General features: G+C 48.6%; 12 protein-coding genes. 2 read left to right on the top strand and 10 right to left on the bottom strand.

Features of this window, described 5'->3' with window-relative positions:
- Positions 1-116 precede the first annotated feature (116 nt).
- Positions 117-1331 (top strand): M24 family metallopeptidase, encoded by a 1215-nt coding sequence (locus ACRRSY_RS02085; RefSeq protein WP_432460746.1) that lies wholly within the window; start codon positions 117-119, stop codon positions 1329-1331.
- A 109-nt stretch (positions 1332-1440) separates the two neighbouring features.
- Here ACRRSY_RS02085 and ACRRSY_RS02080 read toward each other — a convergent pair whose 3' ends face one another.
- Positions 1441-3084, bottom strand: coding sequence for an HD domain-containing phosphohydrolase (locus tag ACRRSY_RS02080; RefSeq protein WP_432454814.1), 1644 nt, complete (start codon positions 3082-3084; stop codon positions 1441-1443).
- Between the two features lie 151 nt (positions 3085-3235).
- Here ACRRSY_RS02080 and ACRRSY_RS02075 point away from each other — a divergent pair, with 151 nt between their 5' ends.
- Positions 3236-3766 carry an NUDIX hydrolase gene (locus ACRRSY_RS02075; RefSeq protein ID WP_432454815.1) on the top strand — a complete coding sequence of 177 codons (531 nt, stop codon included), beginning with the start codon at positions 3236-3238 and terminating at the stop codon, positions 3764-3766.
- Here the strand turns inward: ACRRSY_RS02075 and ACRRSY_RS02070 are convergent.
- The 9 genes from ACRRSY_RS02070 to ACRRSY_RS02030 all read right to left on the bottom strand — a co-directional run bounded on the left by ACRRSY_RS02070 (position 3763) and on the right by ACRRSY_RS02030 (position 20589).
- Positions 3763-3960: a chlorhexidine efflux transporter gene (locus tag ACRRSY_RS02070; RefSeq protein WP_432454816.1), complete on the bottom strand. Its 198-nt coding sequence runs from the start codon at positions 3958-3960 to the stop codon at positions 3763-3765. The two genes, ACRRSY_RS02075 and ACRRSY_RS02070, sit on opposite strands and share 4 nt — an antisense overlap.
- Before the next feature lie 427 nt (positions 3961-4387).
- Complete coding sequence (gene recD, locus ACRRSY_RS02065) at positions 4388-6463, bottom strand: exodeoxyribonuclease V subunit alpha (RefSeq protein ID WP_432454817.1); 2076 nt, start codon at positions 6461-6463, stop codon at positions 4388-4390.
- A complete protein-coding gene (gene recB, locus ACRRSY_RS02060) occupies positions 6456-10196 on the bottom strand; it encodes an exodeoxyribonuclease V subunit beta (RefSeq protein ID WP_432464284.1) in 3741 nt (1246 codons plus the stop codon). Before recB ends, recD begins: the two co-directional genes overlap by 8 nt.
- A complete protein-coding gene (recC, locus tag ACRRSY_RS02055; RefSeq protein WP_432464283.1) occupies positions 10189-13572 on the bottom strand; it encodes an exodeoxyribonuclease V subunit gamma in 3384 nt (1127 codons plus the stop codon). The genes recB and recC overlap by 8 nt, the downstream gene beginning before the upstream one ends.
- A 111-nt stretch (positions 13573-13683) precedes the next feature.
- The gene (locus tag ACRRSY_RS02050; RefSeq protein ID WP_432460742.1) at positions 13684-14079 is read right to left on the bottom strand and encodes a hypothetical protein; all 396 of its coding nucleotides are present in this window, start codon (positions 14077-14079) and stop codon (positions 13684-13686) included.
- A gap of 316 nt (positions 14080-14395) precedes the next feature.
- Positions 14396-15910 (bottom strand): YifB family Mg chelatase-like AAA ATPase, encoded by a 1515-nt coding sequence (locus ACRRSY_RS02045; RefSeq protein WP_432464282.1) that lies wholly within the window; start codon positions 15908-15910, stop codon positions 14396-14398.
- Between the two features lie 353 nt (positions 15911-16263).
- Complete coding sequence (locus ACRRSY_RS02040) at positions 16264-16845, bottom strand: DUF1566 domain-containing protein (protein ID WP_432454852.1); 582 nt, start codon at positions 16843-16845, stop codon at positions 16264-16266.
- Positions 16845-18290 (bottom strand): Lcl domain-containing protein, encoded by a 1446-nt coding sequence (locus ACRRSY_RS02035; RefSeq protein WP_432464281.1) that lies wholly within the window; start codon positions 18288-18290, stop codon positions 16845-16847. The genes ACRRSY_RS02040 and ACRRSY_RS02035 overlap by 1 nt, the downstream gene beginning before the upstream one ends.
- A gap of 4 nt (positions 18291-18294) precedes the next feature.
- Positions 18295-20589: a proprotein convertase P-domain-containing protein gene (locus tag ACRRSY_RS02030; RefSeq protein WP_432464280.1), complete on the bottom strand. Its 2295-nt coding sequence runs from the start codon at positions 20587-20589 to the stop codon at positions 18295-18297.
- Positions 20590-20597: the final 8 nt, after the last annotated feature.

The following is a 20597-nucleotide window of genomic DNA, read 5'->3' as shown; positions in this document are numbered from 1 at the left end:
GCATAATCATCTGATTTTTAATTAAATTCTACTTTACCTCCTTACTCTCTGCTCTTAATCTTTAGCCTTAATTGGATAGTCACACTATCCCAATCAATCATGTTTTAGGAGTCTCCATGACCATCGGTATCGGCGGCAGTCATGCCAGCGAACAACTCGCCTTACTTCATTCCATGTGTGGTGATATGCCAAGTATTCCAAAAAGTGAATACCTGCAGCGTCAAGCAAAAGCCTGTGAATTAATGAAACAACAAGCGATCAGTGCCTTATATCTCAATGCGGGTACCAACCTATATTATTTTACGGGTTTAAAATGGAGTGCCAGCGAGCGTATGGTTGGCGCACTACTATGCGCAAACGGAGAATTACACTATATTGCTCCTCATTTTGAACAAAACTCCTTGAAAGATTTTTGGCTCATCGAAGCGCCCTTGCATAGCTGGCATGAACACCAAAGTCCCTATCAATTGTTTGCTAAACTTGTCCAACAGCAGCAATTAAACGGTGCGATTGGCATTGACCCAAGTGCCCCATTTTTTCTGGTAGATGGCTTAACTAAAGCCAATAACAACATTCACTTTGTGAATGGCGACACGATTACCCAAGCTTGCCGATCTCAGAAATCAGCAAATGAGATAGTCCTAATGCAACGCGCCAAAGACATGACCATGGCAGTGCAAAAAGCGGCGGCTAAAATCCTGCGTCCAGGGATCTGCAGCAGTGAGGTGATGGATTTCATCAATCAAGCACATCAAAGGGTCGGAGCCAGCGGCTCTTCCTTCTGCATTGTGCTATTTGGTATCGCCAGCTCCTATCCCCATGGAGTGAAACAGCCGCAAATTTTACAAGATAATGATTGGGTACTCATCGATACTGGCTGCTTATTAGAAGGCTACAACTCTGACATCACCCGCAGCTATGCATTTGGTGAAGCTAGCCAACAACAACAGCAAGCTTGGTTAAGCGAGCAAAAAGCCCAATTAGCCGCCTTCAACGCGGCTAAAATCGGTGCGCCCTGCGCCGCGGTTGATGCGGCCGCACGACGCTCACTCGAAGCCGATGGCTATGGGCCAAACTATGCGCTTCCCGGCCTGCCACATCGCACAGGTCATGGCTGCGGTTTAGACATTCACGAAAGCCCCTATTTAGTGGCTGGCGATAATACTCCCCTCGCCGAGGGCATGGTGTTTAGTAATGAACCGATGCTGGTCATTCCTGAGCAGTTTGGGGTGAGGCTGGAAGATCACTTTTACATGAGCGCCAATGGGCCTGTTTGGTTTACCCAACCTAGCCCAAGCCTAAACGACCCATTTGGCTACCAAATTAAATAAACTGAACGCCAAATCGTCCACTGCAGAGCTCGATGGTCCCAAATTGGCTATTGAGTATACCATTAAATGCGCTTGTCTAAACCAAGCTAAAACGCGGTATTGAGCCCGTTCATGTAGACAAGTGCGGCTCCCCCTTGGCGTAAAGCGCATCTTGGGTAGAGCTACGGCTGCAACGAAATTCCGTTTCTAAAGTATTAAATAATTGAACCAAACTAGGATCAAAAGCTTTACCACTCAGCTGATTAATGATCGCCTGTGATTTTTCAAAACTATAAGCAGGTTTATAAGGGCGCGCCGACATCAACGCATCAAAACAATCCACTAAACTCACAATACGTGCTTCGATAGGGATATCTTCCCCTACAATTTGCAGTGGATAACCGGTACCGTCCCAGCGTTCATGATGGCAATGCACTATATTTTCCGCCACTGGGCTTAATCTAAAATCACATAATAATTGGTAGCCGTTCACCACATGCTGTTGCATGATCTCCCACTCAAGCGGATCCAATTTACCAGGCTTACCTAAAATGGCATCGGGGATCGATATCTTGCCAATATCATGCAAAGAAGCGAACAGATGAATATCTTCTACTAAAGGTTTCGCCAAGCCCAGCCTTTCGGCCATCAATCGCGAATAATCAGCGACCCGTTGCACATGGCTGCCAGTCACCGGATCGTCACTTTCATGGAGGCGTTCAAGCATTTCAGTAACACCTTGCAATACCTTATGCATCTTCGCCCGTTGGATCCGTTCATCAATTTGCTTTTGAAATCGCCAATAAACATAAACCCCACAACTCACCAGCGCTAACGACAACCACAGTGTCAGCCACCATTGATAACTGCGAATCAGCACCTTCATCGGGCTCAATCGTTGAGTAAATTGAGGCAGATAACTCGGTTTATAAGCCATGATCAAATTCGTACCACTCATCAGCGGCTCAGAGCCAAGCCCTAAAGGAGCCACTGCGGCTAGCGAATCACTAAAATAGCTCAAGCCTTGCTGCGATTGAACCAAATCGGAATCATTAAACAGCTGCTGACAAGATAGCTCGGCACAATACAGTGCTTTAGCTAATGGGTGGACAAGAAATTGATGGTTTTGAGCGACCACAAACAGAGACACCCCGCGAGGCAGTATACGGCTTAACTGCTGATATACAGTTTTCATGTCGTAATTAAACATCAGTGCTCCAAGCAGTGGGTAAGAGTCGGCACTTACCTGCTTGGCGATCCGCAATACTGGACGATAAGGAAGTTCAAGCACCCCGTAATCGACATTTAGATCCACAGCCGAAAGATAGGTTCGATTCACCGGTAATTGCAGCAACTCGCGCACATAATAACGCTTCGACTTATCCTGTAACTCCAACTCACTGAGGCGTACCGCCTGACCACCGCGATTAATAATTTTAAATACTTCTTTACCCTGAGGATCCAACAAGCGGGCCTGAACGATACTGGCTTTAGAATTCATTAACTTCATCAGCAATTCTTGCAACAACGAATAATCTGCATCATTCAAGGCTCGCTGCACCACATCCAAACTCGCAAAATATTCAAGCTCTCGACGATTTTCGGCTTCATAATACTCAAGGGTGGCGGCCATCACACTGGCCTGTTTGCTGATATCACTAGACAGCTGCATCACCGTTTGCTTATGTTGATTCAGCAAAAAAAGACTACTTAAGCTCATCACTGCGGCGACACATAAGGTACTAATAGCTAGGTAGAGTGTTAAACGCGACATAATTTGTCCTCCTTAGCTCAATAAAACTATGGGGCAGACTCAGCAATAACGCTAATTAACAATTAAATTTATATACAAAAGTATCACTCTTATTAAATACAAACGCTTCGTAATAGCGTTAAATAAAAAAACCTAATACAAGGAAGAAAACATGGATAAGCAAATTTTAGCCCAATGGCATTGTTTCGAATTGGCCAGTCAAACCCAGCGACTGCCCGATCAACGAGAACGTAACATCACCACCTTACATCACCCCGGCGCGGTGGTTATTCTGGCGCTAGATTCGCAAGGACAGATCATCATGGAACGCCAGTATCGTAGTGCAATTCAGCAGTGGTTAATTGAATTACCCGCTGGCACTCTGGAAAAACATGAACAAGGCCCACAAGGGATCCTCGCCTGCGCTCAGCGCGAATTACAGGAAGAAACCAATTTACAGGCCGCCGAATGGCAGGCTTTGGGTAAGCTCTACCCAGTACCCGGCTTCTGCGATGAAATCCAATATCTGTTTGTGGCCAAACAACTGAGTGCCCAGGCAGGCCAATGTGATGAAGATGAATTTATCGAAATTTTTAGCATGAGCTGCGCCGAGTTTGAACAAGCCATCGTCGATGGCACCATTAACGATGCCAAAAGCATTGCCTGCTACACGCGAGCCAAGCTCAGCGGTTTATTAATTTAAGGAAGCGCAGCCTTTTTGTTCCGCTTGTTTTGACTGGCCAGAGGAAACAACTTGTCGTAAGCCAAATTATAGAAATAGGCAAAAAACAAATCGTAAACAACCATTGCTGCGTCCATCAGCAAAGCGCTGAGTAAACTCACGCCCAGCCACCAGGCGATTATCGGAAGGCTAACCGAATTCAAAGCCTGAAACATATACGACACGTTGCTACTGGGTTTTATCGCTATGGCCCGGCCTCGCGAGTAAGTAGCGGTCAACTCATTTTAAGTGCAGGCCATTGACGGCTTAGGGCGGTCGCAACCTTCACAAACATCTCAACAAAAACAGTTAAAGTAAAAAGCAGTCCACTTCACCGACGCCCCTATCAATATCAAGAGATTGAGAGATTGAGGTTTTGAGGTTTTGAGGTTTTGAGTAAGGGACCATCGCTAAATAATTGAAAGTGCTACAGGAATTAGCGACTAAATTACCTATATTTCATCCTAAGCCCGAATAAGTACCAATCATTGCAATCTGAGTCAGGCTTCGCTGACAAAATTAAGCGCCTGAACTTTTTTAAGGTTCAAGCGAAGCCCGAATGAGCAACGCTGCTCATTCATTATCTAGCAAAGCTTCAAAAACTCATGATGACTCAGCCGTCAGACGCTCGACTAAACCAGAGCGGCGTTGGGTTTTATTGCGACAAGCGGCGCGAATGCTGTCGGGTTCGGCATACAAACTGAATTCACTTTTGGCGCGGGTAATCGCGGTATACAACAGTTCTCTATTCACCAGCGCTTGTTTAGCAGGCGGCAGTAACATCACCACTTGGTCAAATTCACTGCCTTGGCTCTTGTGCACCGTCATCGCGTAAACACTCTGGTGGGCAGGCAAGCGGCTAGGTAATAACCAACGCAAACCATTGGCCGACTCAAATGCCACCATCAGCTGGCCTGAATCATCGGCGGCACAAATACCGATATCCCCGTTATACAGTTGCTGCTCGTGATCGTTTTGCTCAATCATCACCGGACGGCCCACATACCAGACGCTGTCGGAGCTTGCCGGTAGCGCGATCAAACCCTGTCTCTGCAACAAGCTTTCCAGCCGCTGATTCAGCCCGCTGACTCCGAGTTCACCCTTGCGTAAAGCCACCAATAGCTGGAAGCGATGAAACAGAGTAAATACCTGCTGCATCGCCTCGCCCTGTTGCAGCGCGCTCAAATACGGCTGATAACCCTGCACCACTCGCCCCAGCAAATCCTGATAAGTCGCTTGATTGAGTGCTTGATAGGGTAAATCGGGGCGCTGTGACATTAACAGTTCCAGCGCCTGAGCGGCACGGCCCTGATTGACTGCACCAGCTAATAAGCCAATCCCCGAGCGGGCATCAAAGCGGTAGCTTTTGCGCAACAAACAGAGCTTATCGGCAATAGCTAACGGACTAGAAGCTTGCTGTTGCGCTAAATTAAAACCACTACAGGCTTGCAAAAATGCCACTAACTTTGCGCTATAACCGTGGCTGATAAAGGCACATAGATCGCCAAGTACCGCACCGGCTTCTACCGAGGCGAGCTGATCCTTATCACCCAGTAAGATCAGCCGCGCCTGTTTTGGCATCGCCGCCAATAACTTCACCATCAATGGCAGATCGATCATCGAGGCTTCGTCCACCACCAGCATGTCTAAAGCCAAAGGATTATTGGCATGATGACGAAACTCGGCCCTGCCCGGGATCACCCCTAACAAACGATGAATGGTCGATGCTTGCTCCGGAATGGTGGCAATGGTTTGCTCACTGGCATTCAACTGATGCTTCGCGCCAATAATCGATTCACTTAAGCGTGCCGCCGCTTTACCGGTTGGCGCCACCAGCTGAATACTCAGGGGCGGCTTACCAGCGCTCAGCTGTAAGTCTTGCAGTAATGCCAGCAGCCGTGTCACGGTGGTGGTTTTGCCGGTACCCGGCCCTCCACTGATCACTAATCGAGTCTGATAACAGGCCTGTAGCGCAGCCAGCTGCTGCCAGTTGATTTGACTGCTGGCAGCAATGCCATTGACGAACGCATGTAAATCTTGCGCTTCAGTGATAGCTGCCAGCCGATTAAGCCAGCCGCGATTACTCAGTAAAACCGGGTCATTCACATCTAAAAACTGCTCCGCGTACACCGCCATTTGCTCGGCCGGATAACTCGATTTTGCTTGAAGCAACATCGCCCAGTCACTGCCAAACAAGGCTTGGATCCGAGTGCTAATGTCCACAGGGGAAAAGGCGCAAGCCGCCCCGATGTCGGAAAAATACTCGGCTACCTGCTGTTCGTAGTGCCAGTAACGATGCAAATACAAACGCTGATACTGTAAGACCAGAGGTTTAGCTTGCTGCTGAGGGTCATTGGCTTCCACGACACAGTCGGCTTGCTGCACTGCCTCCGACTGGCTCAACAAGGCCAGCCAAAAACGACTCTCTTGATGGTGCTCTATCGGACAAGCCCCCAGCAACTCACAGCGCCTGGCCAAACTCGCCATATCAACACAAACGTGGCCCGCACTGAGTTCGTTGCTAACAATGGCCGCCGCAATCATTAAGGCCTCTCGATGCTCGCTGTGGGCAAAGGATTGAGCAAAGTGAAAATCTAGGGCGCTGATGGCCCCCGTTTGTTTCAGTTGTTGTAACCATGCGCTTGCCGGCGATGATTGGATTGCCGCTAAATCACTCATCAGCCAGGCCCTCGGCAGGTTCTGAAAGGGGCAACTCGGTGGGCAGAGTCTGCCCGGCAAAGAGCTGGTCGAGATAATGAATAAAACGCGCCTCCGGTCGGCTAAAATAAACCCCGTTGCGGCTTGCAGTTACAGCCTGTAACGGCTCAGCCATAGGGTCAGAGACTTGCTCGCCACTCATGCCACGTAAAAACAAGTAATACACCCCACCAAAATGTTGCTGATAGTCGTAATCAGGTAAACGCTGGCCCAACCAGCGATGCAAAGCCAAGCTGTAAAGTTGATATTGAAAATCATAACGATGCTCGACCATCGCCGTCACCATCGCCGTTTGACTATAATCTTCCACCTTGTCGCCTAAATAATTCGACTTATAATCCAGCACGTAGTAGCGGCCATCGTGCTGATACACCAAATCGATAAAACCTTTTAACATGCCCTGCACCGTAGCAAAATCCAACCCACTGGCTCCGCGGCTCAAAGGATCAAAATGGCGGATCAAACGATTGACTTGGCTGGCCTGAAGATTGGCAATCGGCAGCAAAAACTCCATTTCCACCAAACGCTGTTCCAAAGCAAGTTGATTCAGCCGATAGGGGCTAAGCCTGCCGCCATCATCCAGAGGGGTAGCGCACACCTGTATAAACATCTGCGCCAAGGGCGCTAACCATTTCAGTTCGCCTTGCGAGTTTAACTCGTTGTAGCTGGAGGCTTGCAGTAAGGCCGGCAAACGCTGGCGAATTTGTACGATGTTGGCCTGAAAATCCAGTTCTTCAAACAGCAAGTGCAAGAAAGTACCCGCCTCGGCGCCGCGCGGGAAGTCAAAAATGCTGAGCTGTTGCTCGGCCTGATTATCCACCTCGACCATACTCAGTTCTTCGCCAACGTCTAACCACGCCATATCGCTACTGGCATCAAAACCGGCATGATGCCCTTGCTGACGGCTTAAGGCGGAATAACTGGTGAGCCACCAATTACGGTTAATTTGGCTGGTGAATGCTCGTGCGGCATAACTGGGCTGCGCATCGCTGAGTCCTTGGTAGGGCGTGAGTGTTTGCTCACTGACCATTTGCCAGCCAATATCTGGATGCTGGCCGAGCTCATCCAAAATGGCGACTAAGGCGCCCGCTGGCAGCGGCTGATTTTTTTGCAGTAAATAACCCAAGGCACTTTGGTGTACATCGCTATCGCCCTTCTGAGCATTGCCTTTTTTCAGATCGGCCACACCTAAATAACAGCAATATACGGCGCGCGTAACCGCCACATACAACAAGCGTAAGTCTTCGGCTAAGCGCTCCTGACAAGCCGCTTCCATGGCCGGTTCACTCGCATCTAAGTCGTAAATAAAGCGCTCCCCTTGGTGATACAAGGCTTCACTGGCTTCGCGAAAGCCGAGAATAAATGGCAACATCACAATCGGATATTCCAAACCCTTACTCTTATGAATGGTAACAATCTGTACCAAGTTGGCATCACTCTCTAAGCGCAGCTGTTGCTCATCGGCATTGCCATCGGGCTCAAGCACTTGCTCGGCAAACCAGCGCATTAAGGCAGCATCACCATCGAGCTCAGCACTTTGATTTTGCAGTAATTCAGCTAAATGCATTAGATTAGTGAGTAAGCGCTCACCATAATTGTCATTCTGGCTTACCCAACGTTCACTAATGCCTCGCTGGCTCATCCACGCATAAAACATTGCCAGTACGCCACGCTGTTGCCACAGCTGCTGATAATCTGAAAACTCTTGGGAATAACGCTGCCAACAGCGCTCGTCAGTATTTAAATCATCCAGTTCTTGCAAACTCAAACCGAGCATTTTACAGGCTAAGGCGGCGCGCAACTTACGGTCGTTATGAGGCTCCTGACAGGCTAAGAGCTGCAAATAAAACTGGTAGGCCTCGGGGCTTTCAAACACGCTATCGCGATTGGATAAACTCACGCTGGCAATATTTTGTTTGGCTAAAGCGGCGGCCACTTTGTCACCTTCGCGGCGAGTTCTCACCAACACGGCGATATCACCCGCGGAAACGGTTTTGCCGCTATCACCTAAGGTGGCCGCGCCAGTTTGGCCAGCTTCCAGCAAAGCTTGGATCTGTTGAGCGCAGACCAATGCTTGGCCATTAATATAATCTTCACTACGCACAAAGGCCGGGTTTTGCTGATACAAGAACTGCATCGCGGCCTGGCTTTCACCGTTGATCTGCAAGCCACTCAACTGCTTTTTGGCGGCATCAACCGCCATAAACTGAATCGCATCATCATAAATAAAAGGCCGCTGATGCCATTCAAACAGTTGATTACAGGCATTCACCATGGCCCCCGTAGAGCGCCAATTGGTGGGCAAGTTGTAACGCGCGACCACATTGTTGCGCGCCTGCATGTAGGTGAAAATATCGGCACCACGAAAACCATAAATCGCCTGCTTGGGGTCACCAATTAGCATTAAGGCGCAGTCGGCTCGGTCCATGTATAGCTTGCTGAAGATTTGATATTGCTGGGGATCGGTATCCTGAAACTCATCAATCATCGCCACCGGATATAACTCGGCAATCTGCCTGGCCAGCACCTCGCCCTGCGGCGCATTCAGTGCAGTGGCTAAGCCTGCCAGCAAATCATCAAAACTCTGCAGCTGTTGCTGCTGTTTTAGCTCGCTAAAGCGCTGGCGAATTTGCGGTAATAACTGGGCCAACAACAAGCTTTTGATGCTCTGCTCCTGGCTAAATAAACGCTCGATAGCCACAAAGGCCGGATGCTCCGGCGGCTGCCCCTTGGCTTTCACTCCATTGGCTAAATTCTCGGGTGTGAATTTTTGCAAAGCCTCACGCAGAGGCTTGCCAAGAAAGTCGCTGTCGGTTGGCGCATCGACAAATTGATTAATCAAGTTTAACCATTTTTCCAGCGAGGCTTTGCGAAACTTATTCCCATTCAGTGGCGCACTGGCAAGCAACTCGGCAATATCCTGAGCCGCTGGTTTCCACAACTGTTTAAAGGCCTCGATACGGGCAATTTGCTGGGCAAAAAAGGCGGTCAAGTCTTGTTCATCTGGCACCCCTTGCAACTCAAAGTGACTTTGATTGAGCAAGCTGCCAATTTCCTGATGCAGCTGCTGTGGGCTGGCCCAACATTGAACAATTCGGCTAATCAGTGGCACCGGTAGCGGGTAAAATCGCAACCGCCAGCAATCTTGCACCGCCTGCAAACGCAAATGAATTTCGTTAGTTAAAAACTCCATTTCAAAGGGCAAGCCGCTCTCAAAGGCGTGTTGTTTCAGCATTCGCTGGCAAAAACCATGAATGGTGAATACCGCCGCCTGATCCATATTTTGCTCAGCCAACAACAGACGTTGCGCCGCAAGAGAGTGATCGCTCACCTCATCTAATAATTGCGTGATAAAGAAGTCGCTACTTTCCCCTCGTAAAAAAGCGAGGCGAGCCTCATGAATTTTTTCACGAATTCGCCCACGTAATTCTTGAGTGGCCGCTTCGGTAAAGGTCACCACCAAAATTTGTTCTATATTCAGTGGGGTCAACTGGCCGTGCTGACTAAACCCCTGTGCAACATCTCGTGCATGCCCTAGCAACAAACGTAGCACTAAAGCGCCAATGGTATAAGTTTTACCGGTGCCGGCACTGGCCTCGATCAGCCGCGCACCATTCAGCGGAAAGCTAAAGGCATCTAAATTCTGGCTAGCTAAAGGTGACTCAGTGTGAGCTTGGGTATTTGAATCAGACATTAGCAAACGCCTCCAGATGTGCCATTAAGGGTTCGAGTAAACGCTGAGTATTGGCTTCGAACTGTGGCCAGATATCTTCTAAGTCACTAAGCTGGGCCTGAATATACGGATCATCGCCTTCGGCTTGAGCAAAAGCCCCTCCCGTAAACTGAGTGCGCGCGGCGCGGCGGGCTTTCTCTAGATTGACGTCACTGAATTCGATGCTGCCGGTTTTTTTATCTTTGCATTGGCTGATCCACTGCCAGGCGCTTTCTATCGGTAATAACAGCGGTTGCTGCAAGCCAGCATGCAAACAAGTCAACCAGTCACCCAAACATTGCACAGCCAGCCCGGCCTCTATCGGAGCAAATTGCCAGCCATTTTTGCGACCCATGATATAGCTGCTGATGGCTTGCTCGGGTTGCGCCGCATGAAACACCAGATGCCATAACCAGGCTGCCACTAAATCTTTTCCGCGAATACTTCCGGGCCGATAAGTCACCAGGCCTTGCCCGTAGCGATGTTTCAGCCAGGCCGATAAGCGGGTTTGCAAAATACTATCTTCAGCGACGTAGTCGATATCGATGAACAGCTGCTGAGGCTCTAAGACACCGCCCGCTAATAAGGGAAACAGCGTGTCGGCCAAGGGCTGCATCTCTTGCCATTGTTGCTCAAATGAGACCTCTGCAAAACCGCCGTGGGGTAGCGCGCCTGCGGCATGTAAATAGTCAAACTGTTGCTGTTTATCGGCATTCTCCAATTGTTGCTCGAGTAGGTGTAACTTCATGCTGTAAGCGGATAAGCCTTCCACCACAAAGGGTTCGGTTTCTTCTAACTGTTCCGATATTCGTGGAAAACTTACTTTTAAACGCCGCTGATAAAAATAAGCAATTGGCGAGCGACTAAAAGCCAGTAGCTCATCCATTTCCAGATCGGCTCCCCCCCCCTCCGAAATCAACGGCGCGGCTTCCACGGAGGATATTTTAACCTGCTGCTGTGCCGCCACCGCCGGTAGCCAGCGCTGCGCATAACTAAAAATTTTAGGTGAATCTTCACCGGGCGAACCGCTCGCGAAGGCAGCTTGATAATACTCCGCTGAAAAAGGCTGCAAAGGATGTTTGCAACGCAGCTGTGCCAACAGTTTCTCGCCTGACTGATCCACATTCAGCTTTTCATCTCCCACCAGCGCACAACTTTGGCTAAGGTAGTCACACAGCTCTGCCACCAGTACCGAGGGCGTTTGTTCGCTATTATCTTTGGCGCTATGTGCGATATAAGAGATATATAAACGCTGCTGCGCCGCTAACAGCGCTTCCAGGAATAAATAACGGTCATCGTCTCGGCGGCTCCGGTCGCCACGCTTTGGCGGATTATCCGCCATTAAGTCAAACCCCAAACTCGGTACACTGCGTGGGTACTCGCTGTCGTTCATACCCAGCAAACACACGACTTTAAAGGGAATGGCGCGCATTGGCAGCAGCGTGCAAAAATTGATTTGACCCGCCAGAAAACGCTGACTGCCTCGCTGTGAATTGAGTTGATTACGGCAATAATCAAGGATCAGCTCTGGGCTGATATCGTCTTTATAATCACTTGCCGTGCATTGCTCCGCCAGCGTTTCAAACAGCTTCAATAAACGCAGCTGCTCAGCTTCATCATCACTATCAAAACGATAGATATGTTGCAGCAAAACTTGCAAGCGCACTCGCCACTGCTCGGCCGGAACTGCGGCTAATAGTTGCTGTTCCAGTTGCATCAGCTGATCAATAAAATCGGCCAACTTGCCCACGGCTAAGGCACGCTGCCCCTGCACCTCATCATAAGCCAATATGCCCTGATACAAACCCACCTCGCTGGGCATGGCATAACCGAGTAACATCCGTTTTAGACCAAATAACCAAGAATGGGTTTCATCTTCCGGGGCTTGCCAGCGACTGCGATCACTGCCATCTAAACCCCAACGCACTCCGGCTTCTTTGACCCATTGACGCAAGGGTTTTAACTCATCCTGAGTCAGCTCAAAACGGCGCATAATCGCCGGCACTTCTAATAGCGCTAACAGCTCGGCGGCCGATTTACGCTTTTGCGGTAGGGCCAGCAGCTCTAAAAAGCTTAATAACACCGGATTTTCTTGGGTGGCACTGCGATCAGAAATGGCGAAAGGCAAACGGGTTTCGGCGCTGGCGCTGCCAAATACCGCCTGAATCATCGGCCCATAACGGTTTACATCTGGCACCATCACAATCACATCTCGCGGGCTTAACTCGGGATCTTGCTCAAACATCGCCAGCAACTGATCATGTAAGACTTCGAGCTCACGACGTGGGCTATGACAAAGATGTAGCTGAATACTATGATCACCGGGCTGAATCAGCCGTTTATGTTGACTGCTGTCAACTTGCTGATAATCAATCGGATCGTGCAACTTGAGGATATCGTCTTGCAACAAAGACAATAAACGAGGGCTTGCTTGCTCAGCGACATTACTGGCAAAAATGTCGGTTTCTTGTTTATTGAGTGGGTGCAGCAGCTCGATGTAGTCACGCCCCAGTTTGCCCATTGACGCCAGTAAGGGATTCCCCACTCGCTCAATCTCTGCTTGTTGCTTCAGCAGCGTCATCACATCACGCACATCGCCCCAATAGTGCTCCGAAGGGTTAGTTAAAAATAGGTGGATATTGGTGTGTCGCGCCAGAGCATCTAGGGCCTCGATATAGGCGGGTGGCAGCGCCGAGATACCAAAAATAAACACCTGCTCGGGCAGGCCTTCAGGTGCTGCACGACTGAAACGCAGCTGCTCAACAAAATCGATATACATATTGCCACGGTGATAGGGGGCGTCCATCGAGCCTACGGTGTCGTCCACCAAATCACGCCATAAAATCGGTTGCCAGGGTTGACTTTGGCTCACTTCGCTTAAATCATCGCCATCTTCCCAAGCACTGATCCACTCGCTACGATAGACCAAGTATTGGTCATAAATATCGGCCACCTTTTGCGCCAATTGCCATAGCTTACGGCCTTCAATGGCGGCACTTTCATCGTCACCGAGTAAATAATGGCGCAGCGGCGTAAATTCAGCTTCACGAAGTCGTTGTGGCAGTAAACGCATTAAGCGCCAACTCATGGCTTCTTTGTTAAAAGGGCTTTGTTCGGGCACATCTTGCAGTACCAAATGGAACATTTGCCAAATAAAGCTCGCGGGTAGCGGAAAAGCCACGTTTGCCACAATGCCTTGCTGCTCAGCCAGTTGCAATTTCAACCACTGTGCCATGCCCGGGCTTTGCACCAATATTTGTTGCTGAGTAAATGGGTTAGCGGGAGCTTGTAAGGCCATCACTTTGCTTAGCAGTATTTGCAGTGTGTCTAAATGATTACTTTGATATAGATATAACAAGAAGGCGACTCCCTTGAGCTAGGCAGCCTGTATTGTGCCAGAAAAACACGACGAGAGAAGAATGGCTTTGGCAATTGTTAGCCAAACCGCTCGGTCCCTCTTGAAAGAAAACTACTTGGAAAAAATAATTCTGCGCAGCGCCGAATAATCGAAGCTGGTATAACCACCGTAGCTATTTCTGGCGACAAATAATCCCTTGGCTTGCTCAGGAGCTGGCAGCTTAAAGCTCAGGCCGCTATGCGTAATGGCAACATATTGATTTGACACATAGTAGTAGCGATTGGCAGCTTGAATAAAAGCCAGTTCACTCAACGATAAGTAGATGGGTTTACCGTCAACATCAAGTGCCAGCATGCGCTGCTTGAGGCTGCCGTCGGAGCTTTGAACTTGTAAATCACTCATTTCCATCCACTGAGAGTCATTGCCGGTTTGCAACCACACCCGAAGGCCTTCTGCATTAGCACTGCCAAATAATAGAGAAATGCCTATCAGCATCCATTTCATCATCTACTCATCTTCCTCATTGAAAGCGCCATCAATACTAGAGGTCATACTGAACCGCAGAAATTCTTAATTAGCAGCATTTTGATATTCGCTTATTGACCCGCACCGATGAACAAGTAAGCTCAAGCAATCGTCACATAAAAACAATCACAGCTACGATTACACATGCAGCTAATTTCCTTGAACATCAACAAATTGAACGCGAGTTACAATACAATTACCAGCCAAATCATTGCTATCTTATCTCGACCAACAGTAAATCATCAGTCCGTCAGTAAAAATGAGAGCTAGGCCGCACTTGGCTCAAAGCAAAATCCGCTTAGTTAGACAAACGATGCAGCAAACGATCCATGGCCCGATAACTCAAGGCCTCTACTAAATCTTGACGCTGAATATCTGCTTGCTGTTTCAGATCAGCAATGGTTCTGGCTAAGCGCCATACTCGATGGAAGGCCCGTGCCGACAAGCCTAGTTGGCTAATGCTCTGTTCCAAAAACTCGCTATTGGCTGGATTTAACTCAGCATCACGATGCAGCTCTTTACCGCTTAGTTGGCTGTTGAGTTTACCCGCTCGACACATTTGCAGCTGCCTTGCCCTACTCACCCGCTGTTTGATCTGCTCACTAGACTCGCCAGTTGCATGTTTGGAAAGGGTGCCCTGCGGCAGTGCCGTGACTTCCACACTCAAATCAAAACGATCTAAAAATGGCCCCGACAACTTACCAAGGTATTTCAAGATCTGATCGGGGTTACTGCGCAACTGCTGTCCCTGATAATAACCACAGGGCGAGGGATTCATCGCTGCGATCAATTGAAACTGAGCAGGAAAACGCACCTGCAAAGCAGCGCGTGAAATGTGCACTTCACCGGACTCCAGCGGCTGGCGCAGAGCATCGAGGGTGGCCCGAGAAAACTCCGGTAGTTCATCTAAAAATAAAACGCCTTGGTGCGCCAGGGTTATCTCACCGGGCCGAGGATTGGAACCGCCACCCACCAAGGCGACCATCGAGGCACTATGATGAGGGCTGCGAAACGGCGGAACATACCATTGCCCCAATTCGCGCTGCTGAGAGCTTACCGAAGCAATCGCCGCCACTTCAATCGCCTGCTGCTCAGTTAAGCGAGGCAAAATACCCGGCAAGCGACTGGCTAACATGGTTTTTCCGGTCCCTGGGGGACCCAGCATCAACAAATTGTGTGCTCCCGCGGCGGCCAATTCGAGTGCGCGCTTGGCCAGATGCTGACCCTGTACCTCGCTCATGTCTAATAAATTATTGGCTTGACTCGGTTCTTCAGGACTGGCCATTTGCAGCACAAAGGCCTGTTGGCCATTCAGCGTGGCACTCAAGGCTTGCAAACTGGCACTGGCATGTACCTTGGAATCCGGCACTCGCGCTGCCGCTTGCGCGTCTTGTTCTCCGGTCACCAACGTGAACCCTTGCTCACTCATCGATAGCGCGGTGGCAATCGCTCCGCTCACAGGGCGGATCGCCCCCGATAACGCCAACTCACCACAAAAGGCCATTTCCTCGAGGCAGGCTAAAGGAACTTCGGCCGCGGCGGCTAAAATACCAATGGCAATCGGCAAGTCGAAACGACCGCCACTTTTCGGCACATCGGCTGGCGCTAAGTTAACGGTAATTCTCTTAGCAGGAAATGAAAAGCCGCTATTTAATATCGCACTACGCACTCGATCTTTAGCTTCTTTGACCGAAGTTTCCGGTAAACCAACAATATTAAACGCCGGTAAGCCGTTGGCTAAATGCACTTCTACCGTGACATCTAGAGCCTCCATCCCCAATAAGGCACAAGTACGTACAATCGCTAATCCCATAAACATCCCGACACTATTAACTAGTTACATAGTAGACGTATTTATCGGTGACTGTCCTTGAAGCATCTCATAATTAAAAAAAACGAAGGAGATCTTGGTACGTTGTCGGCCTGATAAGACTATCCTGAGGCATCTCATAATTAAAAAAACGAAGGGGATCTTGGTACGTTGTCGGCCTGATAAAAGTGCGCCCTCAAAACAGGCATAGCCACTTTGAATGATTAAGCCTCGAAAGATATTGTCACAAGGCGTAGAAGGAGCGATACGCCGCGGATAAAAGCCGCTACCATATGCTTTCCCACATAAAAAATCCCCAGCCAAAGCCGAGGATTGATTCATCGCACTTGATCAAATCAGTTATCGCTCACCAACAATACACTGCCTTGAATCACAGTCGGGCCGAATGAAATAATCTCGGCATTACGGACATCAAATGTGAAAATTTCACTCGAAAGCTGAACATGAGTGTTACTCCAAACATAGGCTCTAATATCACCAGCACCATAGCTTTCCTGATTGGTTGAATAAGGAAAAGCGTTGGCGAAGGCTTTTCCATTTAAAGCAGGGTTCCGGCATGAACGTTCAGCCAAAGTAACCAATTCTTTAATATTGGGCATGCGCCAATTCGCTTTATCAGCGAAATGATACAGGGCATGATTTGGGCTGTTATTAATCGCCTGTACATCATTCAAGGCAGCCTGCCAAAACATTGCTTGTCCTTCTCCCTCACAGCGCTGTTCGGTGCTGCTCCAGGTTTTTCCCAGCGGGCAGCGCATCCAAGTTAAACCGGTACTTCGATCACTCACAGTTCCATTCGCATTAAATTGATAGCGGACATTGGGCGCTGTTTTCGACATCGTTGAAGAACATTCTTGAGCCGCCATTCCAAGCATAGGCACCAACAGCAGTAATACACCAAGTTGCAAGCATCTCATTAGTTTGACTCCACTTTTGATACTAATCGAATAGGTAATTGATAAGACGTCCAAAGATCGGGTTCGGTCTGATCACTGTAAATAGCAACTGGATAGGTCGTTCCTCGATAGATACCGCGAGTCATTGCGGCTAAAATATAGCGACTGCCCGGAATTTTGATATCTTCATACTCGGTAAAGAATTCATCAGAAGTCCAAACTTCCCCCGCTGCGAGGTCACTGGCAATACTTTGTCGCGGAAAGTAAGCACGCGTCAGCCCATAAACATCACCCAATTCATCCTGCTCTGATTCGCCAAAATCAATTAAGTCATAAAATTCAGCAAATTTGGGTAAACGCCAATGCTCTAAGCCACAAACCTTCTGCTCATTTAAATACTCAACATAATCTTCAGTTGAGCAAATGCCATCCTCACAGCTGATGGCCGCTAAATCTTCACTGTAAGGTTCAAAGGTACCTCTCACTTGGTAAACAAATAGTCGATCCTTAAATTGAGGTGAGGATGGCTCATCCGTTTTGTTCTCCCATATCAAGCCGCTGCGTTCGTCTCTCACACAAGACCACTGCGCTGCAGTCGATGGTAAAGCCGCACCATTCTCATCTAACTTAGTAAAATGAAATCCGTCATTGAGACTATCATGACCAAAATCAGCATCTTGACCGGGATAATCAACTGGAGCATTTGTGGTATCACCACCATCGCTGAAATAGGTCTGCAGCCCGGTATCATTAAGATCTTGCTGACGGGTGCCGTAACTCAACTCTGCAAGTAATTGAGATACCGCATTATCTGACGGAGCACCCGCCAATAGCAGGGCTTGATAATCCGACAAATTGGAACTCAATACCCCAAGCTGCGTGTCAGGTTGCGACTTATCCATGGCAGAAATCACCAGCAATAAGTTTTGCTCTAATTGTGCATACTCGCTATCACTTCCTTCATTAAGCAACTCATCCGTTGCTGAGAGTCCCATCGCATGAAGCTGTTGCTTGACATGCTCGATCGCATCAGACAAGACTGCTCCGCTCGCTACCTTTGCAGCAACGAGAGTGGTGATTGCATTAATCTGATTACCACTCGCTTTTCTTTGTCCAGGCGCGACCAGCAGCGCATTTGCCCCAACACTTTGTGCATTGACCTTGAGCGTATGTGATGTTGCTGTCACCCCTGTATCCAATTCAACAACCAAAGGCGCGTCTAGAATGGCCTTATTAGTACTGCTAATGGAAAAGCTACCATTACTGCTGATTGCGCTGGGTTCATTCGCGGCACAAAGAAAATCGCCATTCAGATCGGCACAGACCTTTTCGTCCCCCTGCGCAGCCAGCGCAGTGATCGTTCCTGAGACCTGATAAGTGGGAGCACTGATATCGGAGCCTCCGTCCGAGCCACCACATCCGCTTATGAGCAGAACAGCAGCAGCTATAGATAATTTTGTTTGCATAGACTTAAGTTCTTTTATTTGATTTAGATTGAAAAAAATGACGACGCCACAGCAAAACCAATCCAATCACTAGAGAACTCCATGAAACGGCCCCCCCAGCACTTGAAGTATTCGTCGCGTTATCGCCAGCCCCTGTTGAATCGGTCTCGGTGGTACAGTTATATTGTTTGACACGTCCAACGGCCCACTCAAGCAAGTACCCTGTATTTTCAGGCACATAGTCCGTTAACTCTAAGCGCCAAGTGCCAGCCATGCGCTCTGCAGAAAAAGCCTGAATAATCGGATCGTGTTTCGCAACCCAATAAAAAGTTCGCGATGGTGATGAGTAACGAGTCGGCTGCATAAGAATTTGACGTTTCCCCGAAGGTGCAACCAGTGTAATTTCTAAGTCAGAGAACTGACTGTGTTGCAACTTAAGGTAAATACCCAGCTCATCAGCCGCCAAGGCGTCGTCATCGGTAATGATGAAATTGAAACTCTTAAAACCGTAATTCAAGGCACCCGAGTCAGAAAGCGTTGCATCAGGAATCAATGATTGTTGCAGCCTCGTTGGCTGATTGAGTTCGGGGAGCCCAAAAACCAGAGCAGATGAGTGAGACCAATCAAGTGATTTTAGCGTCGTGTCATACTGATAAGATAATTGAGTGTTAAGTTTGAATGACTCGCCACAAGTAGCGGAGTCAGTAAGACTTAGCTCGGTTGAAAGTTGGGTAAATTTATCTGATTGAAGCCGCTGAGAAACCCCAGTAGACGTTTCAATTCTACCCGCGACACTTGCTTCTCTTCCCTGACTAAAAAGACGTATCGCCAAAGGAGCAGCAGGCGTGACGTAGCGACTATCCATTTCTATGCGAAATGGCTCTTTGACTAAACCATGCGCTACAAAGTTATCTTGTAGCAGCGTGTGGTAAACACGTTCTGGATAAAGTTGCTTGGCCACATACAACATGCTTTCCACAAGATCATGCATCTTCATGCCACGGCCCATGCCATACATGGATTCCAGAACTAAACGGTCGACTTCTTCAAAGGCCACCTCACCATAAAGTTCCACCCCTTGTTTTAAGGTTTGAAACAAAGGGCTTGACCAAAGTTCATCCCCCAATTCGCCAGCTACACTTTCGTGAGCACGGTACTCGCTTTGCTCAAAATAACGCGCGCGTTGATTCCACAAACTACGGGTTGAAATTTTATTTCCAAAGTAGCCATCCCAGTTAAACAGTGTATCTATTTCAAAATCACTTCCTTGCTGGTAAAGCTTGCGATAACTATTAGAACCCGCCCAATAGTCCGCAAAGCCTTCCGCCATCGCACCACTGTGCCCATAACCCCAATCTGGAACAATGTGATAATGGATTGCATGACCCAATTCATGCACCACGACATCAGCATCGAGTGCATCTGGTGAGCCGCCCCCCAGTCCAAACATCACCGCTTTGGGCCCCATAAAATAACTAGAGTTGTTATCACCTAAGCCTCTGGCATCAAAACGAATGGGCCCAGAGAAAAGGTGATAACCCAAGGATTCGAGATACTGTATGGATTGATCAAGTTGATAAAAAGCCATCAACTGGGTGAATTGAGGGCTAGCAAACTGCAGCGTCTGTATATCAGCGAGTTGTGAAAATTGGCTGATCTCTTCTTTTGCGAAAAACGAAGCGCTATCGCTTTGAGACCACTCTAAAGTTTGTGGATCCTGCACTTCTAAGTACTCGGCATCAACCTCTGAGACTCGACTATTAGACAAGTAATATTTGCCACCACTATTTAATAGCTCAACTTGTCGAGTGACCAAATGTGGTGCCAGAGGGTAATCAGAGACCTGCTGCCAAACCTGCTCTGGGGCAGGCAAGCGATCCATGGTTCGTAGATCCGGATCGACAACCTCAATATTAGCCTCAACAATAACGCCAGAATCCAGAGCCGGTGGCGCATCGGCTTTCAAACGCCGAGCGTGCTCCAGTTCGCCCGCCACTGAGGCAACGCCATCACGCAAAATCGTATCATCTAAACTTTTAAAAACTCTCTGGACTAAGCCTGAATGATCACTATGCACCACGATAGTTCGCTGGGGTTTATATTCCCCATCCAGCGTGATGTTAAAATTATACTGATGGCCCAAGCGACTTTCGCTCTGATAACGGAGGCTAAGCTTACCAATCGTTGGATAATGGGACTCTACATAACGTTTCGCTTCTTGCTGATCAAGCACCACGTTATTGCTTGCTGGATAATCCCACTGGCCGCCCAAAACACCAAGAGGCGTTCCAAATAACACCAGAAATATTAACCGTTTCATGCTCTCTC

It is taken from the genome of Agarivorans sp. QJM3NY_33, from assembly GCF_050870865.2.
Classification (GTDB): Bacteria; Pseudomonadota; Gammaproteobacteria; order Enterobacterales; family Celerinatantimonadaceae; genus Agarivorans.
This window is presented reverse-complemented; position numbering and strand designations above follow the sequence as displayed.

Coding starts and splice junctions, on each gene's coding strand:
- ACRRSY_RS02080 (WP_432454814.1), bottom strand. CDS start 3,084: ATGTCGCGTTTAACACTCTACCTAGCTATTAGTACCTTATGTGTCGCC.
- recD (WP_432454817.1), bottom strand. CDS start 6,463: ATGAGTGATTTAGCGGCAATCCAATCATCGCCGGCAAGCGCATGGTTA.
- recB (WP_432464284.1), bottom strand. CDS start 10,196: ATGTCTGATTCAAATACCCAAGCTCACACTGAGTCACCTTTAGCTAGC.
- ACRRSY_RS02070 (WP_432454816.1), bottom strand. CDS start 3,960: ATGTTTCAGGCTTTGAATTCGGTTAGCCTTCCGATAATCGCCTGGTGG.
- ACRRSY_RS02030 (WP_432464280.1), bottom strand. CDS start 20,589: ATGAAACGGTTAATATTTCTGGTGTTATTTGGAACGCCTCTTGGTGTT.
- ACRRSY_RS02045 (WP_432464282.1), bottom strand. CDS start 15,910: ATGGGATTAGCGATTGTACGTACTTGTGCCTTATTGGGGATGGAGGCT.
- ACRRSY_RS02085 (WP_432460746.1), top strand. CDS start 117: ATGACCATCGGTATCGGCGGCAGTCATGCCAGCGAACAACTCGCCTTA.
- ACRRSY_RS02040 (WP_432454852.1), bottom strand. CDS start 16,845: ATGAGATGCTTGCAACTTGGTGTATTACTGCTGTTGGTGCCTATGCTT.
- ACRRSY_RS02075 (WP_432454815.1), top strand. CDS start 3,236: ATGGATAAGCAAATTTTAGCCCAATGGCATTGTTTCGAATTGGCCAGT.
- ACRRSY_RS02035 (WP_432464281.1), bottom strand. CDS start 18,290: ATGCAAACAAAATTATCTATAGCTGCTGCTGTTCTGCTCATAAGCGGA.
- ACRRSY_RS02050 (WP_432460742.1), bottom strand. CDS start 14,079: ATGATGAAATGGATGCTGATAGGCATTTCTCTATTATTTGGCAGTGCT.